Source organism: Serratia sp. OS31 (genome assembly GCF_014164835.1).
GTDB classification, from domain to species: Bacteria; Pseudomonadota; Gammaproteobacteria; order Enterobacterales; family Enterobacteriaceae; genus Serratia; species Serratia liquefaciens_A.
On the sequence record NZ_JACJFQ010000051.1, the window covers coordinates 1 to 21,668 of the forward strand.

Below are 21,668 nucleotides of genomic sequence, written 5' to 3' on the forward strand. Positions count from 1 at the left end.
GAGGTAGTGGAGGACAACCTTGCGGATGAATTCTGTTGTGTACTTTTTTCTGCCCATTTAAGCGTAAAACCCCTACTTGTTGGGTGTCCAACTTTCGGGGTTCACTTCATTCGGGCGGTTTTTTTTTGTCTACACACCGCAGTATTTTCATGTTGTTATAGAGGTTTGGTGGTTAACTGACAGGAGCAGCTGATGAACATCATCGCGATCATGAGCCCAGCGGGCGTTTATTACAAAGACGAGCCGATCCGCGAGCTTCACACCGCACTGGCTGCGATGAACTTCCAACTGGTGTATCCCAAAAACAGCGGCGATTTGTTGAAGCTGATCGAAGCTAACGCACGCATTTGCGGCGTGATTTTTGACTGGGACGACTATAGCCTGGAGCTGTGCAGCGAGATCAACGAGCTCAACGAATATCTGCCGCTGTATGCGTTTATCAACACCCATTCCACCTTCGACGTTAGCCTGCATGAAATGCGTATGGTGCTGTATTTCTTCGAGTACGGCCTGAATGCGGCAGATGATATTGCGCAGCGCATCCAGCAATACACCGCCGAATATATCGATACTATTACGCCGCCGCTGACCAAGGCGCTGTTCAACTATGTGCATGAAGGGAAATACACCTTCTGTACCCCCGGTCATATGGCCGGTACGGCCTTTCAGAAGAGCCCGGTCGGTTGCCTGTTTTACGATTTTTTCGGGGCCAATACTCTGAAAGCCGACGTGTCGATTTCGGTCACCGAGCTAGGCTCGTTGCTGGATCACACAGGGCCTCACCTGGAGGCCGAAGAGTATATTGCGCGCACCTTCAACGCCGAACAAAGTTATCTGGTGACCAACGGCACCTCTACCGCCAATAAAATTGTCGGCATGTATTCGGCCCCGACCGGCAGCACGGTATTGATCGACCGCAACTGCCATAAGTCCCTGTGCCACCTGCTGATGATGAGCGATATCGTCCCGATTTATTTGCGCCCGTTGCGCAATGCCTACGGGATCCTTGGCGGGATCCCGCAGCGTGAATTCACCCATGACAGCATTGCCGCTCGGGTGGCTGATACGGCCAACGCCAGTTGGCCGGTACATGCGGTGATCACCAACTCGACCTACGACGGCCTGCTGTACAACACGGATTACATCAAGCAGACGCTGGACGTCCCATCAATTCATTTTGATTCCGCCTGGGTGCCCTATACCAACTTCCATCCGATTTACGACGGCAAGAGCGGCATGAGCGGTGAACGCATACCCGGTAAAGTGATCTACGAAACCCAGTCGACTCATAAACTGCTGGCGGCGTTTTCGCAGGCCTCGATGATCCACATTAAGGGTGACTACGACGAAAGTACCTTTAACGAGGCCTATATGATGCACACCACGACTTCGCCGAATTACGGCATCGTGGCGTCGATGGAAACCGCCGCGGCGATGCTGCGCGGTAATCCGGGGCGGCGGTTGATTAACCGTTCGGTGGAGCGTGCGCTGCATTTCCGTCGTGAGGTGCAGCGTTTGCGGGAAGAGAGTGATAGCTGGTTCTTCGATATCTGGCAGCCGGAAGAGATTGACGAGGCGCAGTGCTGGCCGCTGAACCCGGATGACAACTGGCACGGCTTTGGCAAGACGGACCGCGATCATATGTATCTCGATCCTATCAAGGTCACCATCCTGACGCCGGGGATGAATGAGCTTGGCGCGCTGGAAGAGAGCGGCATACCGGCTGCGCTGGTGGCGAAGTACCTGGACGAACGCGGTATCGTGGTGGAGAAAACCGGGCCTTATAATCTGCTGTTCCTGTTCAGTATCGGCATTGATAAAACCAAGGCGATGAGCCTGCTGCGTGGCCTGACCGATTTTAAACGCGCCTACGATCTCAACCTGCGGGTGAAGAACATGCTGCCGGACCTGTTTGCCGAGGATCCGGATTTCTACCGTAATATGCGTATTCAGGACCTGGCGGCCGGGATCCACAGCTTGATCTGTCGGCACGATCTGCCGGGTTTGATGCAGCGGGCTTTTGATGTGTTGCCAGAAATGAAGCTGACGCCACACCAAATGTTCCAGCAGCAGGTGCGCGGCAACGTGGAAACCTGCGAGCTGGAGCAACTGGTCGGCAAAGTCGCTGCGAACATGATCCTGCCTTATCCGCCAGGGGTTCCGCTGGTGATGCTGGGTGAGATGATCACCGAAGAGAGCCGAGCGGTGCTCGATTTCTTGCTGATGTTGTGTTCTATCGGCGAACGCTATCCGGGCTTTGAAACCGATATACACGGTGCGAAACTGACCGAGGACGGGCGTTATCTGGTGAAGGTGTTAAAAACGCCGCTGGCTTAAGCAAACTCGCGGCAAATCAGATTCACGCTGCTGGTCGGCAGCGGTTCCTGAGTCAAACCGCAAAAGGGTTGGCCGTCATGCCGCTGGTGATAGCGGCATTGATGGCATTCGCCGAACAGCGCCACGTTATCATCCTGTTTTTGCAGCTGACGCAGCAACTGTGTCAGTAATTCCAGCAACTGCCCGCCCTCCTGCTGCATGGCATCCTGCGCCTGCTGTAAATAAGCTGGAGGGAACAGGGCATCCATCAATGAACGTGATTTGTCGGTCAGCTTTAGCCTGACGCTGCGGCGGTCCTTTACGTCAGCCGTGCGGGCGATCATCCCGTTACTTTCCAACTTTTTCAGCGATTGCGACACCGTGCCCTTGGTCAGGCCGAGATATTCCGCGACCGCCATCGGCGTATTGGAGTAATGGTTGCAACGTGCCAGGTAATATAAGGCGCTCAACTGCACCGGCGGCAGGCTTTCCAGCTCTTCATGACTCCGCAGCCAGCTGCGTTGCAGGCTATTCAGTCGTTCCAGTAAATCAAACAGTGTCAACATGGGATCCTCGCTAATGTGGGAAAATAGTATCGATTAAAAACTATGTTGACAAGGCATGGTGGAGGATTTATTGTGCATTTGGTTTCGAATCAAAACCAAATGGGTGGCGCAGTTCACCCGCAACAGTCAGAACCAAGGAGAATTATCATGACTAAGGCCGTTTTCTATCATGCCGGTTGCCCGGTTTGCGTGAGCGCAGAGCAGCAGTTGTTGGGCCTGTTGAGCCAGGATGTGCAGGTGGACGTGGTTCATCTGGGCGAAACGCCGGCGCGTCTCGCCGAAGCGGAAAAAGCCGGGGTGCAGAGCGTCCCTGCGCTGGTGGTCGATGGGCAGGTGCTGCACATCAACTACGGGGCGGCATTGGCGGACCTTAAAGCCTGATCGATTTACTGCGTTACCGATAGTTCAAGAAAAGCCCCGTCTTACCCCACGGGGCTTTTTGCCGTTGACGATGTCGCAGCTGCCGGATACCTTGCCTCATCAGACAGACAATGAGGCATCACTATGTTGGCACTACGTCAGGTACACCACATCGCAGTCATAGGTTCAGATTATGCGGCCAGTAAGCATTTTTACTGCGATATCCTGGGTTTTACCCTGTTAGAGGAGTTTTACCGTGCGGAGCGCGATTCGTGGAAAGCGGATTTGGCGCTCAACGGCCAGTACAGCATCGAACTGTTTTCCTTCCCATCACCGCCGGCCCGCGTCAGCCGCCCGGAGGCCTGCGGTCTGCGCCATTTGGCGTTCAGCGTTGATGATATCGAGCAGGCAATCCTGCACTTGCAGAATGCCGGGGTGGAGTGTGAACCGGTGCGTGTCGATCCTTATACCCAGTCACGTTTCACTTTTTTCAGCGATCCTGATGGGTTGCCTCTAGAATTATATGAGGTATGAATGCTTAATCGGGTCGTAGCGGCGCAGGCGGCACCCGCATATGCTATTATCCCGCGCTTGCCGCACGCCCCTTTTGAGTTATGTTCACTATGCAAGAGCCTGTTTTTCGCGTTGGAGAGTGGTTAGTTACTCCCGCAGACAACAAAATAAGCCGTGACGGGCGCCAACAGACGTTGGAGCCTCGCCTGATCGATATGTTGCAATATTTCGCCCGGCATCCGGATGTGGTGCTGAGCAGAGATGAGCTGATCGATAACGTATGGAAACGCAACATCGTCACCAATCATGTGGTGACCCAGAGTATTTCCGAGCTGCGCAAATACCTGAAAGACGGCGACACCAATAGCCCGGAGTACATTATCACCGTACCCAAACGCGGCTATAAGCTGGCAGCGCCGGTCATGTGGTGTGAAGGGGACGATGTGGCAACGTCTGCGGTGCCGCAGGTCGCGGTTATCATGCATGAGCCGGAAGACGGCAGCGACGGCAGCGAAGAAGACGACGTAGCCTATGAACCACCAAAACCGAGCAAGTTAAAAACGCCGCCGGTCACCTCAACAGCCCCTTTTTACCGTCAATCGACATTCTGGGTATGGCTGGCATTTCTTGCCGCGTTGAGCGCCTGTGTGGTGTTTGTTGCCATCGCGACCTTGTCGCAACGGATACCGGAATCCACCATGCCGGTGCTGATGAACCCGCGCGATATCGACATCCGTATTCAGGGGGGCAACAGTTGCAGCAACTGGACGCCGCAGCTTTCCTATGTTGTTGGCCTGAGTGAAGTGGTGACGGACTCGCTGAATACTTACTCCACCTTCCTGGTACACGATCAGACCAACTACAACTACACCGGACCCAGCAGTTCGGGTAAGTCTCTGACCATTGAGTTCGTCAATCAGCGCCATTATCGCGCTCAGCAGTGTTTCCTGTCGGTGCGTCTGGTGAACAATGCAGACAGCTCCATCATGTTGGATAAGCGTTACTTTGTGACCGACGACAACCAGCTGAAAATCCAGGAGGATTTCCTCAGCAGCCTGTCTGTTGCTCTCAAGCAGCCCTGGCCGCCGCAGTTGCAGCAGCGCCTGACCCAGCTGTTGCCGAATTCCGGCCCGGCCTTGCAACAGTATTATCAGGCGCATCAGCTCTTGATTCAGGGGGATAACGACTCACTGACCCATGCGAGTAATATGCTGGCGGATATGATAAAAATTACGCCGAATTTTATTTATCTCTCCGCAGAAAAAGCGCTGGCCGATTTATTGCGTAACTCTTATCAACCTTTTGATGGCGTGCAATTGGCGCAATTGCAGGCGGAAATCACCCGTCTGAATACGCTGCCGGCGTTAAAAGACAGTCCAATTATTCAGCAAATTCACACGATACAGGCGTTGGGGGAGGGGAATACCGATGAGGCCCACCAGGCAATCAACAGAGGCATCGAGCTGCAGATGTCCTGGATGAATTACGTGTTGCTGGGTAAGGTTTATGAAATGCAGGGTAATAACCACCTGGCGGCAGATTCTTATATCACCGCCTTTAATCTTCGTCCTGGAGAAAATACGCTGCATTGGATTAGTAATGCCGTATTTCACACCTCAATTAACGCCGTCGTTCCCTATCTCAATAACTACACTCAAGGCGAATAACCTTCGATAACACCGCTGACTCAATATATTGAGTGGCGGTGTTATTTATTGTGCCGATTTTGTTAAATTAAATAAATGCATCGGTTGGTGATTTACTCTCTGTTGTTCACGTTTGTAGATGAAAAATAACATGCATATTCCATTGTTTTTAAATGATATTTATCTTTTCTTGATGCCGTGTTTAGCTCTTTATCTGTTAATGGAAAACCTCAAGTTATCATTTGTATGATCATGACCGTAATATCACTTTATCTTTAGGACTTTACTGACGTCATTCTTTAGCATCCTGACCATCAAGTCCGGTCATTAGCAAAACTGCTTAGCGACCTGGACTTATAAGAAATCAAAATCAGGAGAAACTGACCATGGCTTCATCCAAGAAAATAGGGCTTATTGCCTGCACCGGTGTGGTTGCCGGTAATATGATGGGGAGCGGCATTGCCTTATTACCCGCGAACCTGGCAAGTCTCGGATCTATCGCCATCTGGGGATGGGTAATATCTATTATCGGCGCGATGTCTCTGGCCTATGTATATGCTCGCCTGGCCACTAAAAACCCTCAGCAAGGTGGTCCTATTGCCTACGCGGGTGAAATTTCCCCGGCGTTCGGTTTCCAAACCGGCGTCCTTTATTACCATGCGAACTGGATTGGTAATCTGGCCATCGGCATTACCGCGGTTTCTTATCTTTCTACTTTCTTCCCTGCACTGAATAATCCGGTACCGGCGGGTATTGCCTGTATTGCTATTGTTTGGGTGTTTACCTTTATTAACCTGCTCGGCGGTTCGTGGGTCAGTCGTTTGACGACCATGGGCCTGGTATTGGTGCTGATCCCGGTGATTGTCACTGCGACTGCAGGTTGGCATTGGTTCGACGCGGCAACCTATCAGGCTAACTGGAATACTTCCGGTACCACTGATTACCATGCCGTAATCAAAAGTATCCTGCTGTGCCTGTGGGCGTTTATCGGCGTGGAATCTGCCGCAGTAAGTACCGGCATGGTGAAAAACCCGAAACGTACCGTACCGCTGGCAACCATGCTGGGGACTGCACTGGCTGGGATCATCTACGTTGCAGCAACTCAGGTCATCAGCGGTATGTATCCTGCCTCTGAGATGGCTGCTTCCGGTGCGCCGTTCGCTATCAGCGCCTCTACCATCATGGGTGGCTGGGCTGCGCCACTGGTTTCTGCCTTCACCGCCTTTGCCTGCCTGACTTCACTCGGTTCGTGGATGATGCTGGTGGGTCAAGCCGGGGTGCGCGCTGCCAACGACGGTAACTTCCCGAAAGTTTATGGCGAAATGGATAAAAACGGCATTCCTAAGAAAGGCCTGCTGCTGGCTAGCTGCAAAATGACCGCCTTGATGGTGCTGATTACGGCCATGAGCTCCGGCGGCGGTAAAGCTTCCGACCTGTTCGGCATGCTGACCGGTATCGCGGTGCTGCTGACCATGCTGCCTTACTTCTACTCTTGCGTAGACCTGATCCGCTTCGAAGGCGTCAATATCCGTAACCTGCTGAGCCTGATTGCATCGGTGCTGGGTTGTGGCTTCTGCTTCATCGCGCTGATGGGCGCCGACTCGTTCGAACTGTCCGGCACCTTCATCATCAGCCTGATCATCCTGATGTTCTACGCCCGCAAAATGAATACTCGTCAGACCGCCAAAGCCAACGGCGTAGCCATCGACGGCAACACAACGGCCAAAGCGCACTAAGCACGTACTGACCCACTTCTTAATTTAGCCCCTTGCAGTAATTGTCACTCGTGATGGCAAGGGGCTCGCATTACCTGGAGAAATGATTATGAACGTTATAGCTATCATGAACCACATGGGTGTCTACTTTAAAGAAGAGCCTATCCGCGAACTGCACAAAGCATTGGAAAGCCTGGACTTCCGCGTTGTCTATCCTAACGATCGCGAAGACCTGTTAAAGCTGATCGAGAATAATGCCCGCTTGTGCGGGGTGATTTTCGACTGGGATAAATACAACCTTGAGTTGTGTGAAGAAATCAGCCAGTTGAACGAATACATGCCGCTGTATGCATTTGCCAATACGCATTCAACCCTGGATGTCAGCCTGAACGATCTGCGCATGCAGGTGCGTTTCTTTGAATATGCGCTGGGTGCGGCCACCGATATCGCTGCCAAGATCAAACAAAACACCGATGAGTACATCGATACCATCCTGCCGCCGCTGACCAAGGCGCTGTTCAAATACGTGCGTGAAGGCAAATACACCTTCTGTACTCCAGGCCACATGGGGGGCACCGCCTTCCAGAAAAGTCCGGTCGGCAGCCTGTTCTACGATTTCTTTGGCGCTAACGCCATGAAATCCGATATTTCTATTTCGGTTTCCGAGCTGGGTTCACTGCTGGACCACACTGGCCCGCACAAAGAAGCTGAAGAGTACATTGCTCGCGTATTCAACGCTGAACGCAGCTATATGGTGACTAACGGCACCTCTACCGCCAACAAAATTGTCGGCATGTACTCCGCACCGGCAGGCAGCACCGTATTGATTGACCGTAACTGCCACAAATCGCTGACCCATCTGATGATGATGAGCGACATTACGCCAATCTATTTCCGCCCAACCCGTAATGCCTACGGCATTCTCGGTGGGATCCCGCAGAGTGAATTTTCCCGTGAAACCATCGCCAAACGTGTTAAAGAAACACCAAACGCGACCTGGCCAGTGCATGCGGTAATCACCAACTCTACCTATGACGGTCTGCTGTACAACACCGATCATATTAAGAGCGCGCTGGATGTGAAATCTATTCACTTTGACTCCGCCTGGGTGCCTTACACCAATTTCCACCCGATTTACAAAGGCAAATGCGGCATGAGCGGCGGCCGTGTGGAAGGCAAGGTGATTTATGAAACCCAATCCACCCATAAACTGCTGGCAGCATTCTCTCAGGCTTCGATGATCCACGTGAAAGGTGACATCAACGAAGAAACCTTCAACGAAGCCTACATGATGCAAACCACCACTTCACCGCACTACGGTATCGTGGCGTCGACCGAAACTGCTGCGGCAATGATGAAAGGCAATGCCGGTAAGCGTTTGATTAACGGCTCTATTGAACGTGCTATCAAGTTCCGTAAAGAAATCAAACAGCTGAACGTTGAGTCCGAAGGTTGGTTCTTTGACGTCTGGCAGCCGGAGCACATCGATCAGCCTGAATGCTGGCCGCTGAAGTCTGACAACGCTTGGCACGGCTTCAAAAATATCGACGATGAACATATGTATCTCGACCCGATCAAAGTGACTCTCCTGACCCCAGGGATGAGCAAAGAGGGTGAAATGCAGGAGTTTGGTATCCCGGCCAGCCTGGTTGCTAAATACCTGGATGAGCACGGTATCATCGTTGAGAAAACCGGCCCATATAACCTGCTGTTCCTGTTCAGCATCGGTATCGACAAAACCAAAGCCCTCAGCCTGCTGCGCGGCCTGACTGATTTCAAACGTTCGTTCGACCTGAACCTGCGCGTGAAAAACATGCTGCCTTCACTGTATAAAGAGGCGCCTGAGTTTTATGAAAACATGCGCATCCAGGATCTGGCGCAGAACATTCACAAGCTGGTGGTTGAGCACAACCTGCCGGATCTGATGTACCGCGCATTTGAAGTGCTGCCAACCCTGGTCATGAACCCGTTCAATGCGTTCCAGAAAGAGCTGCACGGTGAAGTGGAAGAGGTTTATTTGGAAGACATGGTTGGCAAGGTGAATGCCAACATGATCCTGCCATATCCTCCAGGTGTTCCACTGGTGATGCCTGGTGAAATGCTCACTGAGGAAAGCCGTCCGGTACTGGAGTTCCTGCAAATGCTGTGCGAAATCGGCGCGCATTATCCGGGCTTCGAAACCGATATCCACGGCGCTTACCGTCAGGCGGATGGGCGTTACACCGTGAAGGTGTTGAAAAACGATAAATAACTGAAATAACGGGGAGGCGTTTACGCCTCCCTTTTGTCGTTCACCGACTGATGGGAGAAACCCATGAAAACACCCTCACAGCCGCGCGCAATCTACTATGTCGTAGCCATACAAATTTGGGAATATTTCAGCTTTTACGGCATGCGTGCATTACTTATTCTCTATCTTACCCACCAACTTGGTTACTCCGACAGCCGTGCTATCAGCCTCTATAGCGCCTATGCCTCTCTGGTTTACGTCACGCCGATCCTGGGCGGCCTGCTGGCCGATCGCCTGCTGGGCAACCGCGTTGCGGTAATCGCCGGGGCGGTACTGATGACGCTGGGTCATATTGTCCTCGGCCTGAGCGCCGTCTCGACACATTCACTCTATCTGGCCCTGGCGATCATCATCTGCGGCTACGGCCTGTTCAAATCCAATATCAGCTGCCTGCTGGGCGAGTTGTACCAACCGCAAGACTCGCGCCGTGAAGGGGGCTTTTCACTGCTGTATGCCGCCGGCAACGTGGGGTCGATTCTGGCGCCCATCGCCTGTGGGCTGGCGGCAGAGCGCTATGGCTGGCACGTCGGTTTTGCGCTGGCGGGGATCGGCATGCTGGCCGGGCTGGCCATCTTCCTGTTTGGCAGCCGCCATTTCAGTCACACACGCGGGGTGGATCGTGCGCAGATGTGCGCCAACACTCTGAAGGTCCCGAACTGGGTGTGGCTAAGCGCCATGCTGTTGTTGGCCCCGTTGTTCTTCACCTCGCTGTTTATTTACGGTCTGGCGGGGCAATTACTGATGCTGGTGTGTGCCGCTGCGGTGGTGATGGTGGCGCGGATTATGATTCGGGCTACGCGAGAACAACGCCGTGGGCTGTGGCAGATTGTCATGCTGATGCTGCTAGGCACTTTGTTCTGGGCTTTCGCTCAGCAGGGCGGCAGTTCCATCAGCCTGTTTATCGATCACTATGTCGATCGCCAATGGTTTTCCTGGACGGTACCGACGGCGTTATTCCAGTCAGTGAATGCGTTTGCCGTGATGTTTGGCGGTGTGATGCTGGCTTGGCTGATACGAGGAAACGGCAGCGGTAGCCGTACGCTGCGCATTTGGGGAAAATTCGCCTTTGGCTTGCTGTTGATTGGCGTAGGTTTCACCCTGATGGCGCTGAATGCCCGCTACGGTCAGGGATCGATGTTCCTGATGATCGCCGGGCTTTCCGTGATGGGGCTGGCCGAATTGTTCATCGACCCGGTCGCCATGGCGCAAATCACCCGATTGAATATCCCAGGCGCTACCGGGGTACTGACGGGCATCTATATGCTGACCACCGGCTCGATTGCAAATTACCTGGCGGGCATTATTGCGGGTCAAACCGCGGAGGATCCGGCAACCGGAGCGACCGCACAGGCCTACGCGCACCTGTTCTCGCAAATCGGCTGGTGGGCATTGGGTTGTACTGCCGCAGTGATTGCGGTGTTGGCCATGTGGTGGCTGCTGGCCGGGCGTCACCTGCGTGCGGTTAATGCTTGATTGATGGTAGTGCGGGGGGTAACGTGCAGCTATCTGGACGTTATTAAGCCTAATCAATGAATAGCAATCAACTATCTGGACAGCTTGCCCGTCAGCTGGGTGCGCACCGGCACTTGCTGGTGGCATTCAGCGGCGGGCTGGATTCCAGCGTGCTGCTGCACTTGCTGGTGCAGTTGCGTCAAGAGCTGCCGGAGCTGCAGCTACGTGCGGTGCACGTGCACCACGGCCTGAGTTCATTTGCCGATCGGTGGGTGGAACACTGTCGCCAACAATGCGCCGCCTGGCAACTGCCGCTGGTGGTGCAATATGTGCAGGTCGACGGCCGTCAGGACGGCATCGAAGCCGCGGCCCGGGCGGCGCGCTATTCCGCTTTTGCTGCCACGCTGGCCGCGGATGAAACCTTGCTCACCGCGCAACACCTTGACGACCAATGTGAAACCTTTCTGCTGGCGTTAAAGCGCGGCAGCGGCCCTGCGGGCCTGTCGGCAATGGCTGCGCAAACCTCATTGGGAAATAACGGTTTGTTACGCCCATTGCTCGGCAGCTCCCGACAGCAGTTGGAAGCTTATGCCCAGCAGCATCAGCTCAGTTGGATTGAAGACGACAGTAACCAGGACTCGCGCTTCGATCGCAACTTTCTGCGCCTGCAGGTATTGCCACTGTTGAATCAGCGCTGGCCGCATTTTGCCGCCGCGACGGCGCGCAGCGCCAGCCTGTGTGCCGAGCAAGAGCAACTGTTGGATGAACTGCTGGCAGAGCAACTGCACTCGTTGCTCGATGAAGAAAATGCGCTGGCGATTGACGGTTTGCTGGGATGCTCGCTGGCCCGACGTTTTGCTTTGTTACGCCGTTGGATCGCAGGACGTGGCGCAAGCATGCCCTCACGCGAACAGTTGCAGCGGCTGTGGGACGAGGTGGCGCTCAGCCGTGAAGATGCCGAACCTCAGCTACAGCTGGGGCAATATCAGATCCGCCGTTTCCGTCGGCGCCTATACCTGTTGCCATTGATGGCCGATCTGCGTCAAACCTCTCTGGAATGGTCGTTGGCAGAGCCACTGATGTTGCCGGATGGATTGGGTGCACTGGTCAGCGGGGAAGGCGATATTGTCCTGTGCGCTCCGCAGCCACAGCAGAAAGTGAGCGTTCGCTTTAGCGCCCAGGGCAAGCTCCGCATCCTGGGCCGCACGCATTCCCGTCCAATCAAAAAACTGTGGCAAGAGTTGGGTATTCCTCCCTGGCAGCGTGAGCGTACCCCGTTGATCTATTATGATGATCGGCTTATCGCTGCGCTGGGCGTTTTCGTCAGCGAGGCCGGGCAATCCTCCGAGGGGCAGCAACCCCTGCGGCTGCAGTGGCGTAAAAAATAATAAGAGCGTAAGGAGCAATGATGAAATTTGTGAGCGCAATAGCGGTGATGGTCGGTTTGAGCAGCCTGCCGGCGATGGCGGCGGGAGATGCGGCGGCAGGCAAGGATAAATCCGCCAGTTGCATGGCATGCCACGGTGCAGAAGGAAAGGTCTCGGTACCCATGTATCCTAATCTGGCCGGGCAAAACGCCATGTATCTGGAGCATGCATTGCAGGCGTATAAGAAGGGCGAACGTAACGGCGGCCAGGCGGAGGTGATGAAAGCCTATGTTTCAGCGCTGTCCGATGACGATATTGCCGATCTGGCCGCTTACTATGCCAGCCTTAAACCCTAACCAGGCTGAGGCCCCAAATGACGAGGGCAGCCGTTGGGCTGCCCTGTTGGGATGGCGTTACCGAAAATCAGTCAGACAGGCTGACGACCACGGTACCGATTTCCGGATGACTGAAACTGAGGATGTGATCCAGACGCAAGCTGAGAGCATTGCCGGCCTGATCGATAATCAGGTACTCAACGCCCTTGGTAAATTTCAGCTCGGTGGCTTTGCCTTCGAGTTTATCTCCGTCGCGTAACTCCAGCTTCAGAATGTAGTTATGCTGACAGGCGAGTTCCAGGCTTTCATAGTCATCGCAATTGATGGATTGGTACTCATCATTCATCAACATAGTCGCTCACCAATAAGTTAGCGGCAGCAAAAGCCGCCTGTTCCCTAACGGAGGACGGTAGCGCGTTATCCGCAGCAACTTCGTCCAATGCCTTTAATACACATGCTAACGCATCAGGCACGTAGCCGCGATCACCACTGCCGATCTCGGCGTAAAAACGGCGTACTAACTCACAGTATTGTTGCACAGTTTCCTCCCTTAAGAACCTCTGCGTCATCGAAACCCTTTAGCGATGAGGCGCAGGCTCTCGGAGCTTGACTCTATCCTAGACGACTATAGCACAGCTATTCTGGAGTTATTAGCACCTGCGCGCGGCTTTCGCACTGTGCTTTACCCGGCCGTGCTGGCAGCGGTTGGGCCAAATCAAGTACACTGTCGCCTGATAATTATGAGGTCACCCATGGCGCTGAAAGCTACCATTTATAAAGCCACGGTCAATATCGCTGATATGGATCGCCATTTCTACCACGACGCCACGCTTACCCTGGCCCAACACCCTTCCGAAACCGAACAGCGCATGATGCTGCGCCTGCTGGCCTGGATTTGCCACGCCGACGAGCGCCTGGTATTCACCAAGGGCCTGAGTGCTGAAGATGAACCGGAAATCTGGCAGCGCAATGATCATAACGGGTTGGAAATGTGGATCGAAATGGGTCTGCCTGACGAGAAGCGCATCAAGAAAGCCTGCAATCAGTCACCGCGAGTGGTGCTTTACGCCTACGGGGAACGCGCCGGCCATGTATGGTGGCAATCGATGCAGAGCAAAGTGGCAAACCACAAAAACCTAAGCATCCGTTTCCTGGATGATGAACAATTGAACAAGTTGGCGGCGTTGGCCAGCCGCAATATGACGCTGCAGGCCACGCTGCAAGAGGGAACTATCTGGCTTTCTGACGCTCAGAATAGTCTGGAAATCCAATTTGCCGAATGGCAACAGGCGCAGGTGTGATCGGTGCTGGAACTGTCGAGAAACGTTGCCATACCGGATAACGAACTGGAATTGACGGCGATCCGCGCGCAGGGCGCGGGTGGCCAGCACGTGAACAAAGCCTCAACGGCTATCCATTTGCGCTTTGACATCCGGGCATCCAGCCTGCCAGAGTATTATAAGGAAAGGTTGCTGGCCCTGAATAATCATTTAATTACTGCCGATGGGGTGGTGATTATTAAAGCGCAGGAATATCGCAGTCAGGAATTAAACCGTGAAGCGGCGTTGGCCAGATTGGTGGCGCTGATTCAGCAGGCGATGGTGGTGGAAAAAGCGCGCAGAGCGACCAAGCCCACGAAAGGGGCCAAATTACGTCGGCTGGAAGGCAAGGTACGTAAAGGCGCAACGAAAGCGCTGCGCGGCAAAATCCGCACTTAAGGATACATGGACACAGTAGGAGAATAGCTGTGAAGAAAATAACAATAGCCCTGTTTTTAGCGGCAGGGGCACTCTCATTATTGGGATGTAATAATCAATATCAGCCAAAGGAACAGCCTCTTCAGGCCATGCAGCAAAGTTATCAGGGCGTATTGCCTTGTGCAGACTGCGGTGGCCTGGATACTTCGCTGTTCCTGGATGAAGACGGCACTTTCGTGCTGCAGGAAACCTATCGTGACACTAAAGACGGCGACCAGACTTTCGCCGACTACGGTAAGTGGGCACGAACCGCCGATAAATTGGTGCTGACCGACAGCCATGGCGATAAACGCTATTTCCGGCCTGCAGGCAAGAGCCTGGAAATGCTGGATCAAAGCGGTGCGGTTATCGAGTCCAAATTGAATTATCGTCTGGATCCGGTAGAAAAAGCCTTGCCTAAAACGCCGATGGCGCTGAAAGGCAGCTACACCTACATGGCGGATGCGGCGGTGTTTAAAGACTGCGCCACCGGCAAGACGTTCCCGGTAGACAATACCATCGCGTTGGAACAAGGGTATGCCAAAGCCTACAAAACGCCGGGTGAACCGGTCTTCCTGACGTTGAATGGCCACTTCAGTGTTCAGCCGTCGATGGAAGAAGGACAGACCGAAAAGGCGCTGGTGCCGGACGGTAAACTCGTTTTCGACCGCAGCAAAAATTGCGACAGCAAATAACGACCATAAAAAAACCCGCCTAGGCGGGTTTTTGCTTTCTGTCTCTGCGGATCAGCGTTTGATCTGCCCCAGCAGGAAATCAACGATTTCGCCGGTTTTGATCATTTGCTTCTCGCCGACACGGCGGTTTTTGTACTCAATCTCTTCGCTGTCGAGGTTACGGTCGCCGATAACGATAGAGTGCGGTACGCCAATCAGTTCCATATCCGCGAACATCACGCCCGGACGTTCTTTACGGTCATCGAGGATCACGTCGATGCTATGGGAACGCAGGGTGTTGTACAGCTCTTCCGCCAGCGCCTGCACGCGGAAGGACTTGTGCATATTCATTGGCAGAATAGCGACCTGGAATGGGGCGATAGCATCTGGCCAGATGATGCCGCGATCGTCATGATTCTGTTCGATAGCCGCAGCCACCACGCGAGTGACCCCAATACCGTAGCAGCCCATGGTCAGGACCTGATTACGGCCGTCTTCGCCCTGAACCGTCGCCTTCATTGCTTCAGAGTACTTGGTGCCGAGCTGGAAGATATGGCCCACTTCGATACCACGTTTGATCAGCAATGTACCTTTACCGTCCGGGCTGGTATCGCCATCGACCACGTTACGGATATCGGCAACCTGCTGTGGCAGCGGCAAATCACGCTCCCAGTTGATGCCGAAGTAGTGTTTACCGTCAATGTTGGCACCGGCGCCAAAATCGCTCATCGCCGCGACGCTGCGGTCGGCTACGACCGGAAGCTGCAGGTTGACCGGGCCGAGTGATCCAGGGCCTGCGCCGACGATGGCGCGGATCTCTTCTTCGGTGGCGAAGGTCAGCGGAACGGCAACCTGTGGCAGCTTCTCGGCTTTCACTTCATTCAGTTCGTGATCGCCACGCACCAGCAGAGCAACCAGCTTGTGGCCGCTTTCTTCTTTAGCGCGAACCAGCAGCGTTTTGACCGTTTTCTCGACTGGCAGTTGGAATTGTTCTACCAGCTCGGCGATGGTCTTGGCATTCGGCGTATCTACAATGCGCAGTTCTTCGCTGGCTGCCGCACGTGGCTGAGCCGGGGCAACCGCTTCTGCCAGTTCGATATTGGCAGCAAAGTCGGAACCGGTGGAAAACACGATATCGTCTTCACCGCTGTCGGCCAGTACCTGGAACTCGTGTGAGGCGCTACCGCCGATAGAGCCGGTATCGGCATCCACCGCACGGAAGTCCAGGCCCATGCGGCTGAAGATTTTGCTGTAGGCTTCGTACATCGCATCGTAAGTCGCCTGCAGAGATTCCTGCGAGGTGTGGAACGAGTACGCGTCCTTCATCAGGAATTCACGCGAACGCATCACGCCGAAACGAGGGCGCACTTCATCGCGGAACTTAGTCTGAATCTGGAAGAAGTTCAGCGGAAGTTGCTTGTAAGAGCTGATCTCGTTGCGGATCAGATCGGTGATCACTTCTTCGTGCGTTGGACCCAGTACGAATGGGCGATCGCCGCGATCGACAAAGCGCAGCAGTTCAGGACCGTACTGCTCCCAACGGCCGCTTTCCTGCCACAGATCGGCAGGCTGTACCACCGGCATGCAAACCTCGATCGCGTTAGCATTGTTCATTTCTTCGCGAACGATGTTTTCAACCTTTTTCAGAACGCGCAGGCCGGTAGGCAACCAGGTATAAAGACCGGAGGCAAGCTTGCGAATCATCCCGGCGCGCAGCATCAGCTGGTGGCTGATCACTTCGGCATCGGCAGGTGTCTCCTTCAGAGTGGAGAGCAAATATTGGCTAGTACGCATGGTGTTTTGGTTCCGTTAGAACTGCAAATTGCATCGGGCAGCCACAGTGGCGGCCAAAATTGACAAAAGTGGTTTAGTTTACCAGTGCAAGCAGGTTGTCAAAAGAGAGACGGTGGAATTTTAACGCAGGTCGAGTGACAACACCTCGGTTTGCTGGCTCACCACCCGCCAGCGCACGTTGAAATCCAACAGCCAGACGGCATAATCCCGTTCCGCCTGTTGCCCCTTGCGGTAAGCCGGACGCGGATCCTGAGCCAGCACCTGGCTGATAAACCGACGCAGCTGCGGATAACGCTGCTGATGTTGCAGCAGCTGCTGTTCCGCCTCGGCAGTAAAGCTCACCGGCATATCGCCGGCTGGTGCGGCTTGGGCAAATCCGGCGCGTGCCTGCGGCTGGCTTTCGGCAAACGGCAAATAGGGTTTGATATCTACCACCGGCGTGCCGTCAACCAGATCCAGGCTGCCTAATTCCAGCACTACCTCACCGCCTTGAATACGTATGCCTTTTAACTCGATTAGCGACATGCCTAACGGGTTGGGGCGAAAGGTTGAACGCGTAGCAAATACACCCATTCGGGCGTTGCCCCCGAGGCGAGGAGGCCGAACGGTGGGGCGCCAGCCACCTTCCTGGGTTTGATGGAAAATGAACATCACCCACAGATGGCTGAAATCGCTGAGGCCACGCACCGCTTCCGGCTGGTTATAGGGGGGTAGCAGCACCAGCTCGCCGCCGCCGTCTTCGACTAACCCCGGCTGGCGGGGTACGGCGAATTTTTCTTTATACGGTGAACGAATAGTGCCGATCTGATTGAAAACGAACTCGGTCATTTGGACGAAACGTTAAGCGCAGAGCCCTGGCAAATGGCCTGTTGGTAACAGCCGGCAACGCCGCTGACAATCTGGCAGTCGTGCAGCAGCACGGCATTGGCCTTCATGTAAGACGCGCGAATCTGCATGCGCTTACGTGCGGTCGCCAGGTTCGGCGGGGAATCCTGTACCGTCGTCTGGCAAGATTCGCCGGAGACTTCACCCAAATCACGGAATGGCTTACCCACTAATTCTTCTGCACTTTTGTACAGTTTTACCGGTGCCGGACGTGCTGCAGGCGTGGTTTTTGCTGGAGTGGTTGCTGCCGGTTTGCTGGTGCTGTTTGTTGAGGGCGGCGCGAAACGCTGCGACGAACACCCTGCAAGCGCGAGCGCTAACAAACAGAGAGGTAAAGCACGCATTGAGATTCCTCTGCCTTGATGGAATATGTGAGTGGCGCTATTGAAGCAATCTATGGTGGAAATAACAAGACGGGCCGGAGCCCGTCTTGCAATTATAGGAATAAATTCGGTAATTAATGATTACCAGCCTTTAACTGCGCCGCCGTTAAAGATTTTGTTGGCCGCTTCGTTCACTTCGTCAGACTGGTAGGCCTGAACGAATTTCTTCACGTTTTCCGCATCTTTATTGTCTTCGCGGGCAACCAGCAGGTTCACGTACGGTGAATCTTTATCTTCAACAAACAGGCCGTCTTTTGCCGGCGTCAGGCCAATCTGGCTTGCGTAAGTGGTGTTGATCACCGCCAGAGCGATTTGCTGATCGTCCAGTGAGCGTGGCAGTTGCGGTGCTTCCAACTCGACCAACTTCAGGTTTTTCGGGTTTTCAGTCACGTCCAGCACGGTCGGCAGTAGGCCAACACCGTCTTTCAGCTTGATCAGGTTAACCTTCTGCAGCAGCAGCAGGGAACGGCCCAGATTGGTTGGGTCGTTTGGCAGCGCAACCTGAGAACCGTCTTTCAGTTCGTCCAGAGATTTGATCTTCTTGGAGTAACCGGCAATCGGGTAAACGAAAGTGTTGCCGACCGGGACCAGCTTGTAACCGCGATCCTTGATTTGCTGATCCAGATACGGCTTGTGCTGGAAGGCATTCAGATCGATGTCGCCTTTGCTCAGCGCTTCGTTTGGCAGCACGTAGTCATTGAAGGTCACCAGCTCGACGTCCAGACCGTATTTCTCTTTCGCCACTTTTTGCGCGATTTCAGCAACCTGCTGTTCAGCACCGACAATAACGCCGATTTTGATATGGTTCGGATCTTTTTCTTCCTGACCGCAGCCTGCCAGAGCCAGAGTACCGATCAGTGCGCCGATTGCCGCGATGGATTTAAATTTTAACGACATATCCCTTCCTCATTAGACTCGCATTTGAAATACGCTGTGTGAGCGCAGTTGCTGTAAAAACTATTTATGGGTGACGGCTTTGACGATCCGATCACCGCAGAACTGAATCAGATAGACCAGCACCACCAGTAATACTAATACGGTATTCATTACTGTGGCGTTATAACCTATATAACCGTACTGATAACCGATCTGCCCCAGCCCACCGGCGCCTACCGCGCCGCCCATGGCGGAGTAACCCACCAAGGTGATCAAGGTAATGGTGGCGGCGTTAACCAGACCCGGCAGGGCTTCCGGCAACAGCACCTTTTTGATGATTTGCATCGGGGTCGCGCCCATTGCGCGGGCCGCTTCCACCAGGCCGGAAGGGATCTCCAGTAGGGCGTTTTCTACCATACGCGCGATAAAGGGCGCTGCGCCGACGGTCAGCGGCACGATAGCCGCCTGCAGGCCGATAGAGGTACCGACGATCATCCGCGTAAAGGGAATCATCCACACCAGCAGGATAATGAACGGAATGGAGCGGAACACGTTCACTAACCCGGACAGCGTTCTGTATAGCGTATTGTTGGCGGCGATTTGCCCCGGGCGAGTCACATACAACAGCACGCCAACCGGCAAGCCAAGCACGAAACCGAAGAAGCCGGAGACAAAGGTCATCATGACGGTTTCCCACACGCCGCGCGCCATTAACCAAATCATTGCCTCAGACATAACCCAGAACCTCTACTTTTACCTGATTTTCCTGCAGGAACTTAATCGTTGCCAGCGCGTCTTCATCGCTGCCGTGCAGCTCTGCCAGCATCACGCCGAATTTAACGCCGCCGGCGTAATCCATCTGGGCGCTGATGATATTGTTGTTAACGTTGAAACGGCGGGCGGCTTCTGACAGCAGCGGCGCATCAACGGACTGGCCGGTGAACTCCAAACGCAACAGCGGCTGACGGCCACCGCTACGTTCCGGAGCCAGGCGCTTGGCATAATCATCGGGGATATCCAGATGCAGCGTGGACTGAATAAACTGCTGGGCCAGCGGCGTTTTCGGATGAGAGAACACTTCGCTGACGCTGTCTTTTTCAATCAACTGCCCCTGGCTGATGACCGCAACCTGATCGCAGATGCGTTTCACTACGTCCATCTCATGAGTGATCAGCAGGATAGTGAGGCCGAGACGGCGATTAATGTCTTTCAGCAGTTCCAAAATGGAACGGGTAGTGGCCGGATCCAGTGCGCTGGTGGCTTCATCACACAGCAGGACTTTCGGTTGACTCGCCAGTGCACGGGCAATCGCCACGCGTTGCTTCTGACCGCCAGACAGATTGGCCGGGTAGGCGTCGTGTTTGTCCGACAGCCCGACCAGTTCCAGCAATTCGGTCACGCGCTTTTTGATTTCAGCCCGTGGGGTGTTGTCCAGCTCCAGCGGCAGCGCAACGTTGCCAAATACCGTGCGGGAAGAAAGCAGGTTGAAGTGTTGGAAGATCATGCCGATTTGGCGGCGTGCGCGTGTCAGTTCGCTTTCAGACAGCGAGGTCAGATCTTGTCCGTCAACCAGCACCTGGCCGGAAGTCGGGCGCTCAAGCATGTTGGCGCAGCGGATCAGCGTACTTTTACCGGCGCCTGATGCACCGATAACGCCATAAATTTGCCCGGCAGGGACGTGAAGAGTCACGTCAGAGAGCGCGCTAATGGTGCGCGAACCCTGCTGGAACACTTTGGTGATGTTAGAAAGTTTAATCATATTCTTCTTATTTTAGCGTGGTTGCCCGTGGCTAGATAAAAGTAAACCTTGGCGTGGACCAAGGTATAAATCAGATGTTAAGGCGTCTAGACGTCTAAGTCAACGATCAACGCTGTTCACTGCCGTTCTCAGTACCGGGTAAAACATGCGATACTGTCCGGGTTTTCAGGCCCTCAGGAGCAAACCGGTGACACAAAGCGTTCCAGCAATTTTCCTCGATCGTGACGGCACGATTAATGTCGACCATGGCTACGTCCATGAAATCGATAATTTCCACTTTATAGAAGGCGTGATCGACGCCTGTCGCGAACTTAAAAAGATGGGCTTTGCTTTGGTATTGGTGACCAACCAGTCTGGCATTGCGCGTGGCAAGTTCAGCGAAGACCAATTTATGTACCTGACGGAGTGGATGGATTGGTCGCTGGCCGATCGCGATGTTGACCTGGACGGTATCTATTTCTGTCCGCATCATCCAGAAGCAGTAATAGAAGAGTACCGCCAGACATGCGACTGCCGTAAACCTGAGCCGGGCATGCTGTTGCAAGCGCAGCAAGAATTGAACATTGATATGGCCGCTTCTTATATGGTGGGTGACAAGCCAGAAGATATGCAGGCGGCAATAGCGGCAGGTGTCGGTACTAAAGTGCTGGTGCGCACCGGTAAGCCGGTCACTGAACAAGGTGAGAAACTGGCGGATTGGGTGCTAAATAGCCTGGCAGACCTGCCGGAAGCCATCAAAAAGCGGGTTTAATAGACGTTATGCATGAATAGTGAGCTGTCAGATAAAAAGTGAATATAAAACCTTGTCATTCTGAACCGGCTCCCTATAATGCGCCTCCATCGACACGGAACATGTGAACAACTTCACAGAGTCTCCGGGGGTCGAAGAGAAAAATCCTGAAATTTAGGGGTTGACTCTGAAAGAGGAAAGCGTATTATACGCCACCTCGAGATAGCAAGCTACGGCGGCTAACTCACTGCTCTTTAACAATTTATCAGAC

General features: G+C 53.9%; 22 protein-coding genes. 13 read left to right on the forward strand and 9 right to left on the reverse strand.

The genetic code is table 11. From position 1 onward, the window contains the following. Positions 1–192 precede the first annotated feature (192 nt). Positions 193–2,337, forward strand: coding sequence for a lysine decarboxylase LdcC (locus tag H5P17_RS24895; protein WP_182825700.1), 2,145 nt, complete (start codon positions 193–195; stop codon positions 2,335–2,337). Here H5P17_RS24895 and H5P17_RS24900 read toward each other — a convergent pair. Then, entirely contained in the window at positions 2,334–2,879 is a 546-nt protein-coding gene (locus H5P17_RS24900; RefSeq protein ID WP_081835889.1) for a MarR family winged helix-turn-helix transcriptional regulator, read from the reverse strand. The two genes, H5P17_RS24895 and H5P17_RS24900, sit on opposite strands and share 4 nt — an antisense overlap. 150 nt (positions 2,880–3,029) lie before the next feature. Here H5P17_RS24900 and H5P17_RS24905 point away from each other — a divergent pair, with 150 nt between their 5' ends. The 8 genes from H5P17_RS24905 to H5P17_RS24940 all read left to right on the forward strand — a co-directional run bounded on the left by H5P17_RS24905 (position 3,030) and on the right by H5P17_RS24940 (position 12,581). After that, the gene (locus H5P17_RS24905) at positions 3,030–3,263 is read left to right on the forward strand and encodes a glutaredoxin domain-containing protein (RefSeq protein ID WP_044553111.1); all 234 of its coding nucleotides are present in this window, start codon (positions 3,030–3,032) and stop codon (positions 3,261–3,263) included. A 123-nt stretch (positions 3,264–3,386) separates the two neighbouring features. Next, positions 3,387–3,776, forward strand: a complete 390-nt coding sequence (locus tag H5P17_RS24910) for a VOC family protein (RefSeq protein WP_044553109.1) — start codon at positions 3,387–3,389, stop codon at positions 3,774–3,776. 89 nt (positions 3,777–3,865) lie between these two features. Further along, positions 3,866–5,422, forward strand: coding sequence for a lysine decarboxylation/transport transcriptional activator CadC (cadC, locus tag H5P17_RS24915; protein WP_182825701.1), 1,557 nt, complete (start codon positions 3,866–3,868; stop codon positions 5,420–5,422). Positions 5,423–5,787: 365 nt separating this feature from the next. Further along, on the forward strand, positions 5,788–7,137 hold the full coding sequence (cadB, locus tag H5P17_RS24920; protein ID WP_182825702.1) for a cadaverine/lysine antiporter: 1,350 nt from the start codon (positions 5,788–5,790) through the stop codon (positions 7,135–7,137). An 88-nt stretch (positions 7,138–7,225) separates the two neighbouring features. Continuing rightward, positions 7,226–9,367 (forward strand): lysine decarboxylase CadA, encoded by a 2,142-nt coding sequence (locus H5P17_RS24925; RefSeq protein ID WP_182825704.1) that lies wholly within the window; start codon positions 7,226–7,228, stop codon positions 9,365–9,367. Positions 9,368–9,430: 63 nt separating this feature from the next. Then, entirely contained in the window at positions 9,431–10,879 is a 1,449-nt protein-coding gene (gene dtpD, locus H5P17_RS24930; protein WP_182825705.1) for a dipeptide permease DtpD, read from the forward strand. 56 nt (positions 10,880–10,935) lie between these two features. After that, positions 10,936–12,246, forward strand: coding sequence for a tRNA lysidine(34) synthetase TilS (gene tilS / locus H5P17_RS24935; RefSeq protein ID WP_182825706.1), 1,311 nt, complete (start codon positions 10,936–10,938; stop codon positions 12,244–12,246). Between the two features lie 17 nt (positions 12,247–12,263). After that, positions 12,264–12,581 carry a cytochrome c gene (locus H5P17_RS24940; protein ID WP_182825708.1) on the forward strand — a complete coding sequence of 106 codons (318 nt, stop codon included), beginning with the start codon at positions 12,264–12,266 and terminating at the stop codon, positions 12,579–12,581. Positions 12,582–12,648: 67 nt separating this feature from the next. Here the strand turns inward: H5P17_RS24940 and rof are convergent, their stop codons facing one another. Next, on the reverse strand, positions 12,649–12,906 hold the full coding sequence (gene rof, locus H5P17_RS24945) for a Rho-binding antiterminator (RefSeq protein ID WP_230090436.1): 258 nt from the start codon (positions 12,904–12,906) through the stop codon (positions 12,649–12,651). After that, the gene (locus H5P17_RS24950; RefSeq protein ID WP_041415645.1) at positions 12,899–13,099 is read right to left on the reverse strand and encodes a YaeP family protein; all 201 of its coding nucleotides are present in this window, start codon (positions 13,097–13,099) and stop codon (positions 12,899–12,901) included. Before H5P17_RS24950 ends, rof begins: the two co-directional genes overlap by 8 nt. Positions 13,100–13,312: 213 nt before the next feature. Here H5P17_RS24950 and H5P17_RS24955 point away from each other — a divergent pair, with 213 nt between their 5' ends. The 3 genes from H5P17_RS24955 to nlpE are packed head-to-tail and all read left to right on the forward strand — an operon-like array spanning position 13,313 to position 14,991. Continuing rightward, complete coding sequence (locus tag H5P17_RS24955; RefSeq protein WP_182825709.1) at positions 13,313–13,861, forward strand: YaeQ family protein; 549 nt, start codon at positions 13,313–13,315, stop codon at positions 13,859–13,861. 3 nt (positions 13,862–13,864) lie between these two features. Beyond that, a complete protein-coding gene (gene arfB, locus H5P17_RS24960; RefSeq protein WP_044553098.1) occupies positions 13,865–14,278 on the forward strand; it encodes an alternative ribosome rescue aminoacyl-tRNA hydrolase ArfB in 414 nt (137 codons plus the stop codon). Between the two features lie 29 nt (positions 14,279–14,307). Beyond that, positions 14,308–14,991 (forward strand): envelope stress response activation lipoprotein NlpE, encoded by a 684-nt coding sequence (gene nlpE / locus H5P17_RS24965; protein WP_182825711.1) that lies wholly within the window; start codon positions 14,308–14,310, stop codon positions 14,989–14,991. 51 nt (positions 14,992–15,042) lie between these two features. On the opposite strand, the gene proS is transcribed toward nlpE, so the two are convergent. The 6 genes from proS to metN all read right to left on the reverse strand — a co-directional run bounded on the left by proS (position 15,043) and on the right by metN (position 20,667). Beyond that, the gene (gene proS / locus H5P17_RS24970) at positions 15,043–16,764 is read right to left on the reverse strand and encodes a proline--tRNA ligase (protein WP_182825712.1); all 1,722 of its coding nucleotides are present in this window, start codon (positions 16,762–16,764) and stop codon (positions 15,043–15,045) included. Between the two features lie 120 nt (positions 16,765–16,884). Continuing rightward, positions 16,885–17,592, reverse strand: coding sequence for a tRNA (N6-threonylcarbamoyladenosine(37)-N6)-methyltransferase TrmO (tsaA, locus tag H5P17_RS24975; protein ID WP_044553094.1), 708 nt, complete (start codon positions 17,590–17,592; stop codon positions 16,885–16,887). Continuing rightward, positions 17,589–17,993 (reverse strand): Rcs stress response system protein RcsF, encoded by a 405-nt coding sequence (rcsF, locus tag H5P17_RS24980; protein ID WP_044553093.1) that lies wholly within the window; start codon positions 17,991–17,993, stop codon positions 17,589–17,591. Before rcsF ends, tsaA begins: the two co-directional genes overlap by 4 nt. A gap of 120 nt (positions 17,994–18,113) precedes the next feature. Continuing rightward, positions 18,114–18,929, reverse strand: coding sequence for a MetQ/NlpA family lipoprotein (locus H5P17_RS24985; protein ID WP_020828332.1), 816 nt, complete (start codon positions 18,927–18,929; stop codon positions 18,114–18,116). A gap of 60 nt (positions 18,930–18,989) precedes the next feature. Continuing rightward, a complete protein-coding gene (locus H5P17_RS24990) occupies positions 18,990–19,643 on the reverse strand; it encodes a methionine ABC transporter permease MetI (protein WP_020828331.1) in 654 nt (217 codons plus the stop codon). Beyond that, a complete protein-coding gene (metN, locus tag H5P17_RS24995) occupies positions 19,636–20,667 on the reverse strand; it encodes a methionine ABC transporter ATP-binding protein MetN (protein WP_020828330.1) in 1,032 nt (343 codons plus the stop codon). The genes H5P17_RS24990 and metN overlap by 8 nt, the downstream gene beginning before the upstream one ends. A 187-nt stretch (positions 20,668–20,854) precedes the next feature. On the opposite strand from metN, the gene gmhB reads away from it, so the two are divergent. After that, complete coding sequence (gene gmhB / locus H5P17_RS25000) at positions 20,855–21,418, forward strand: D-glycero-beta-D-manno-heptose 1,7-bisphosphate 7-phosphatase (RefSeq protein ID WP_020828329.1); 564 nt, start codon at positions 20,855–20,857, stop codon at positions 21,416–21,418. Positions 21,419–21,668: the final 250 nt, after the last annotated feature.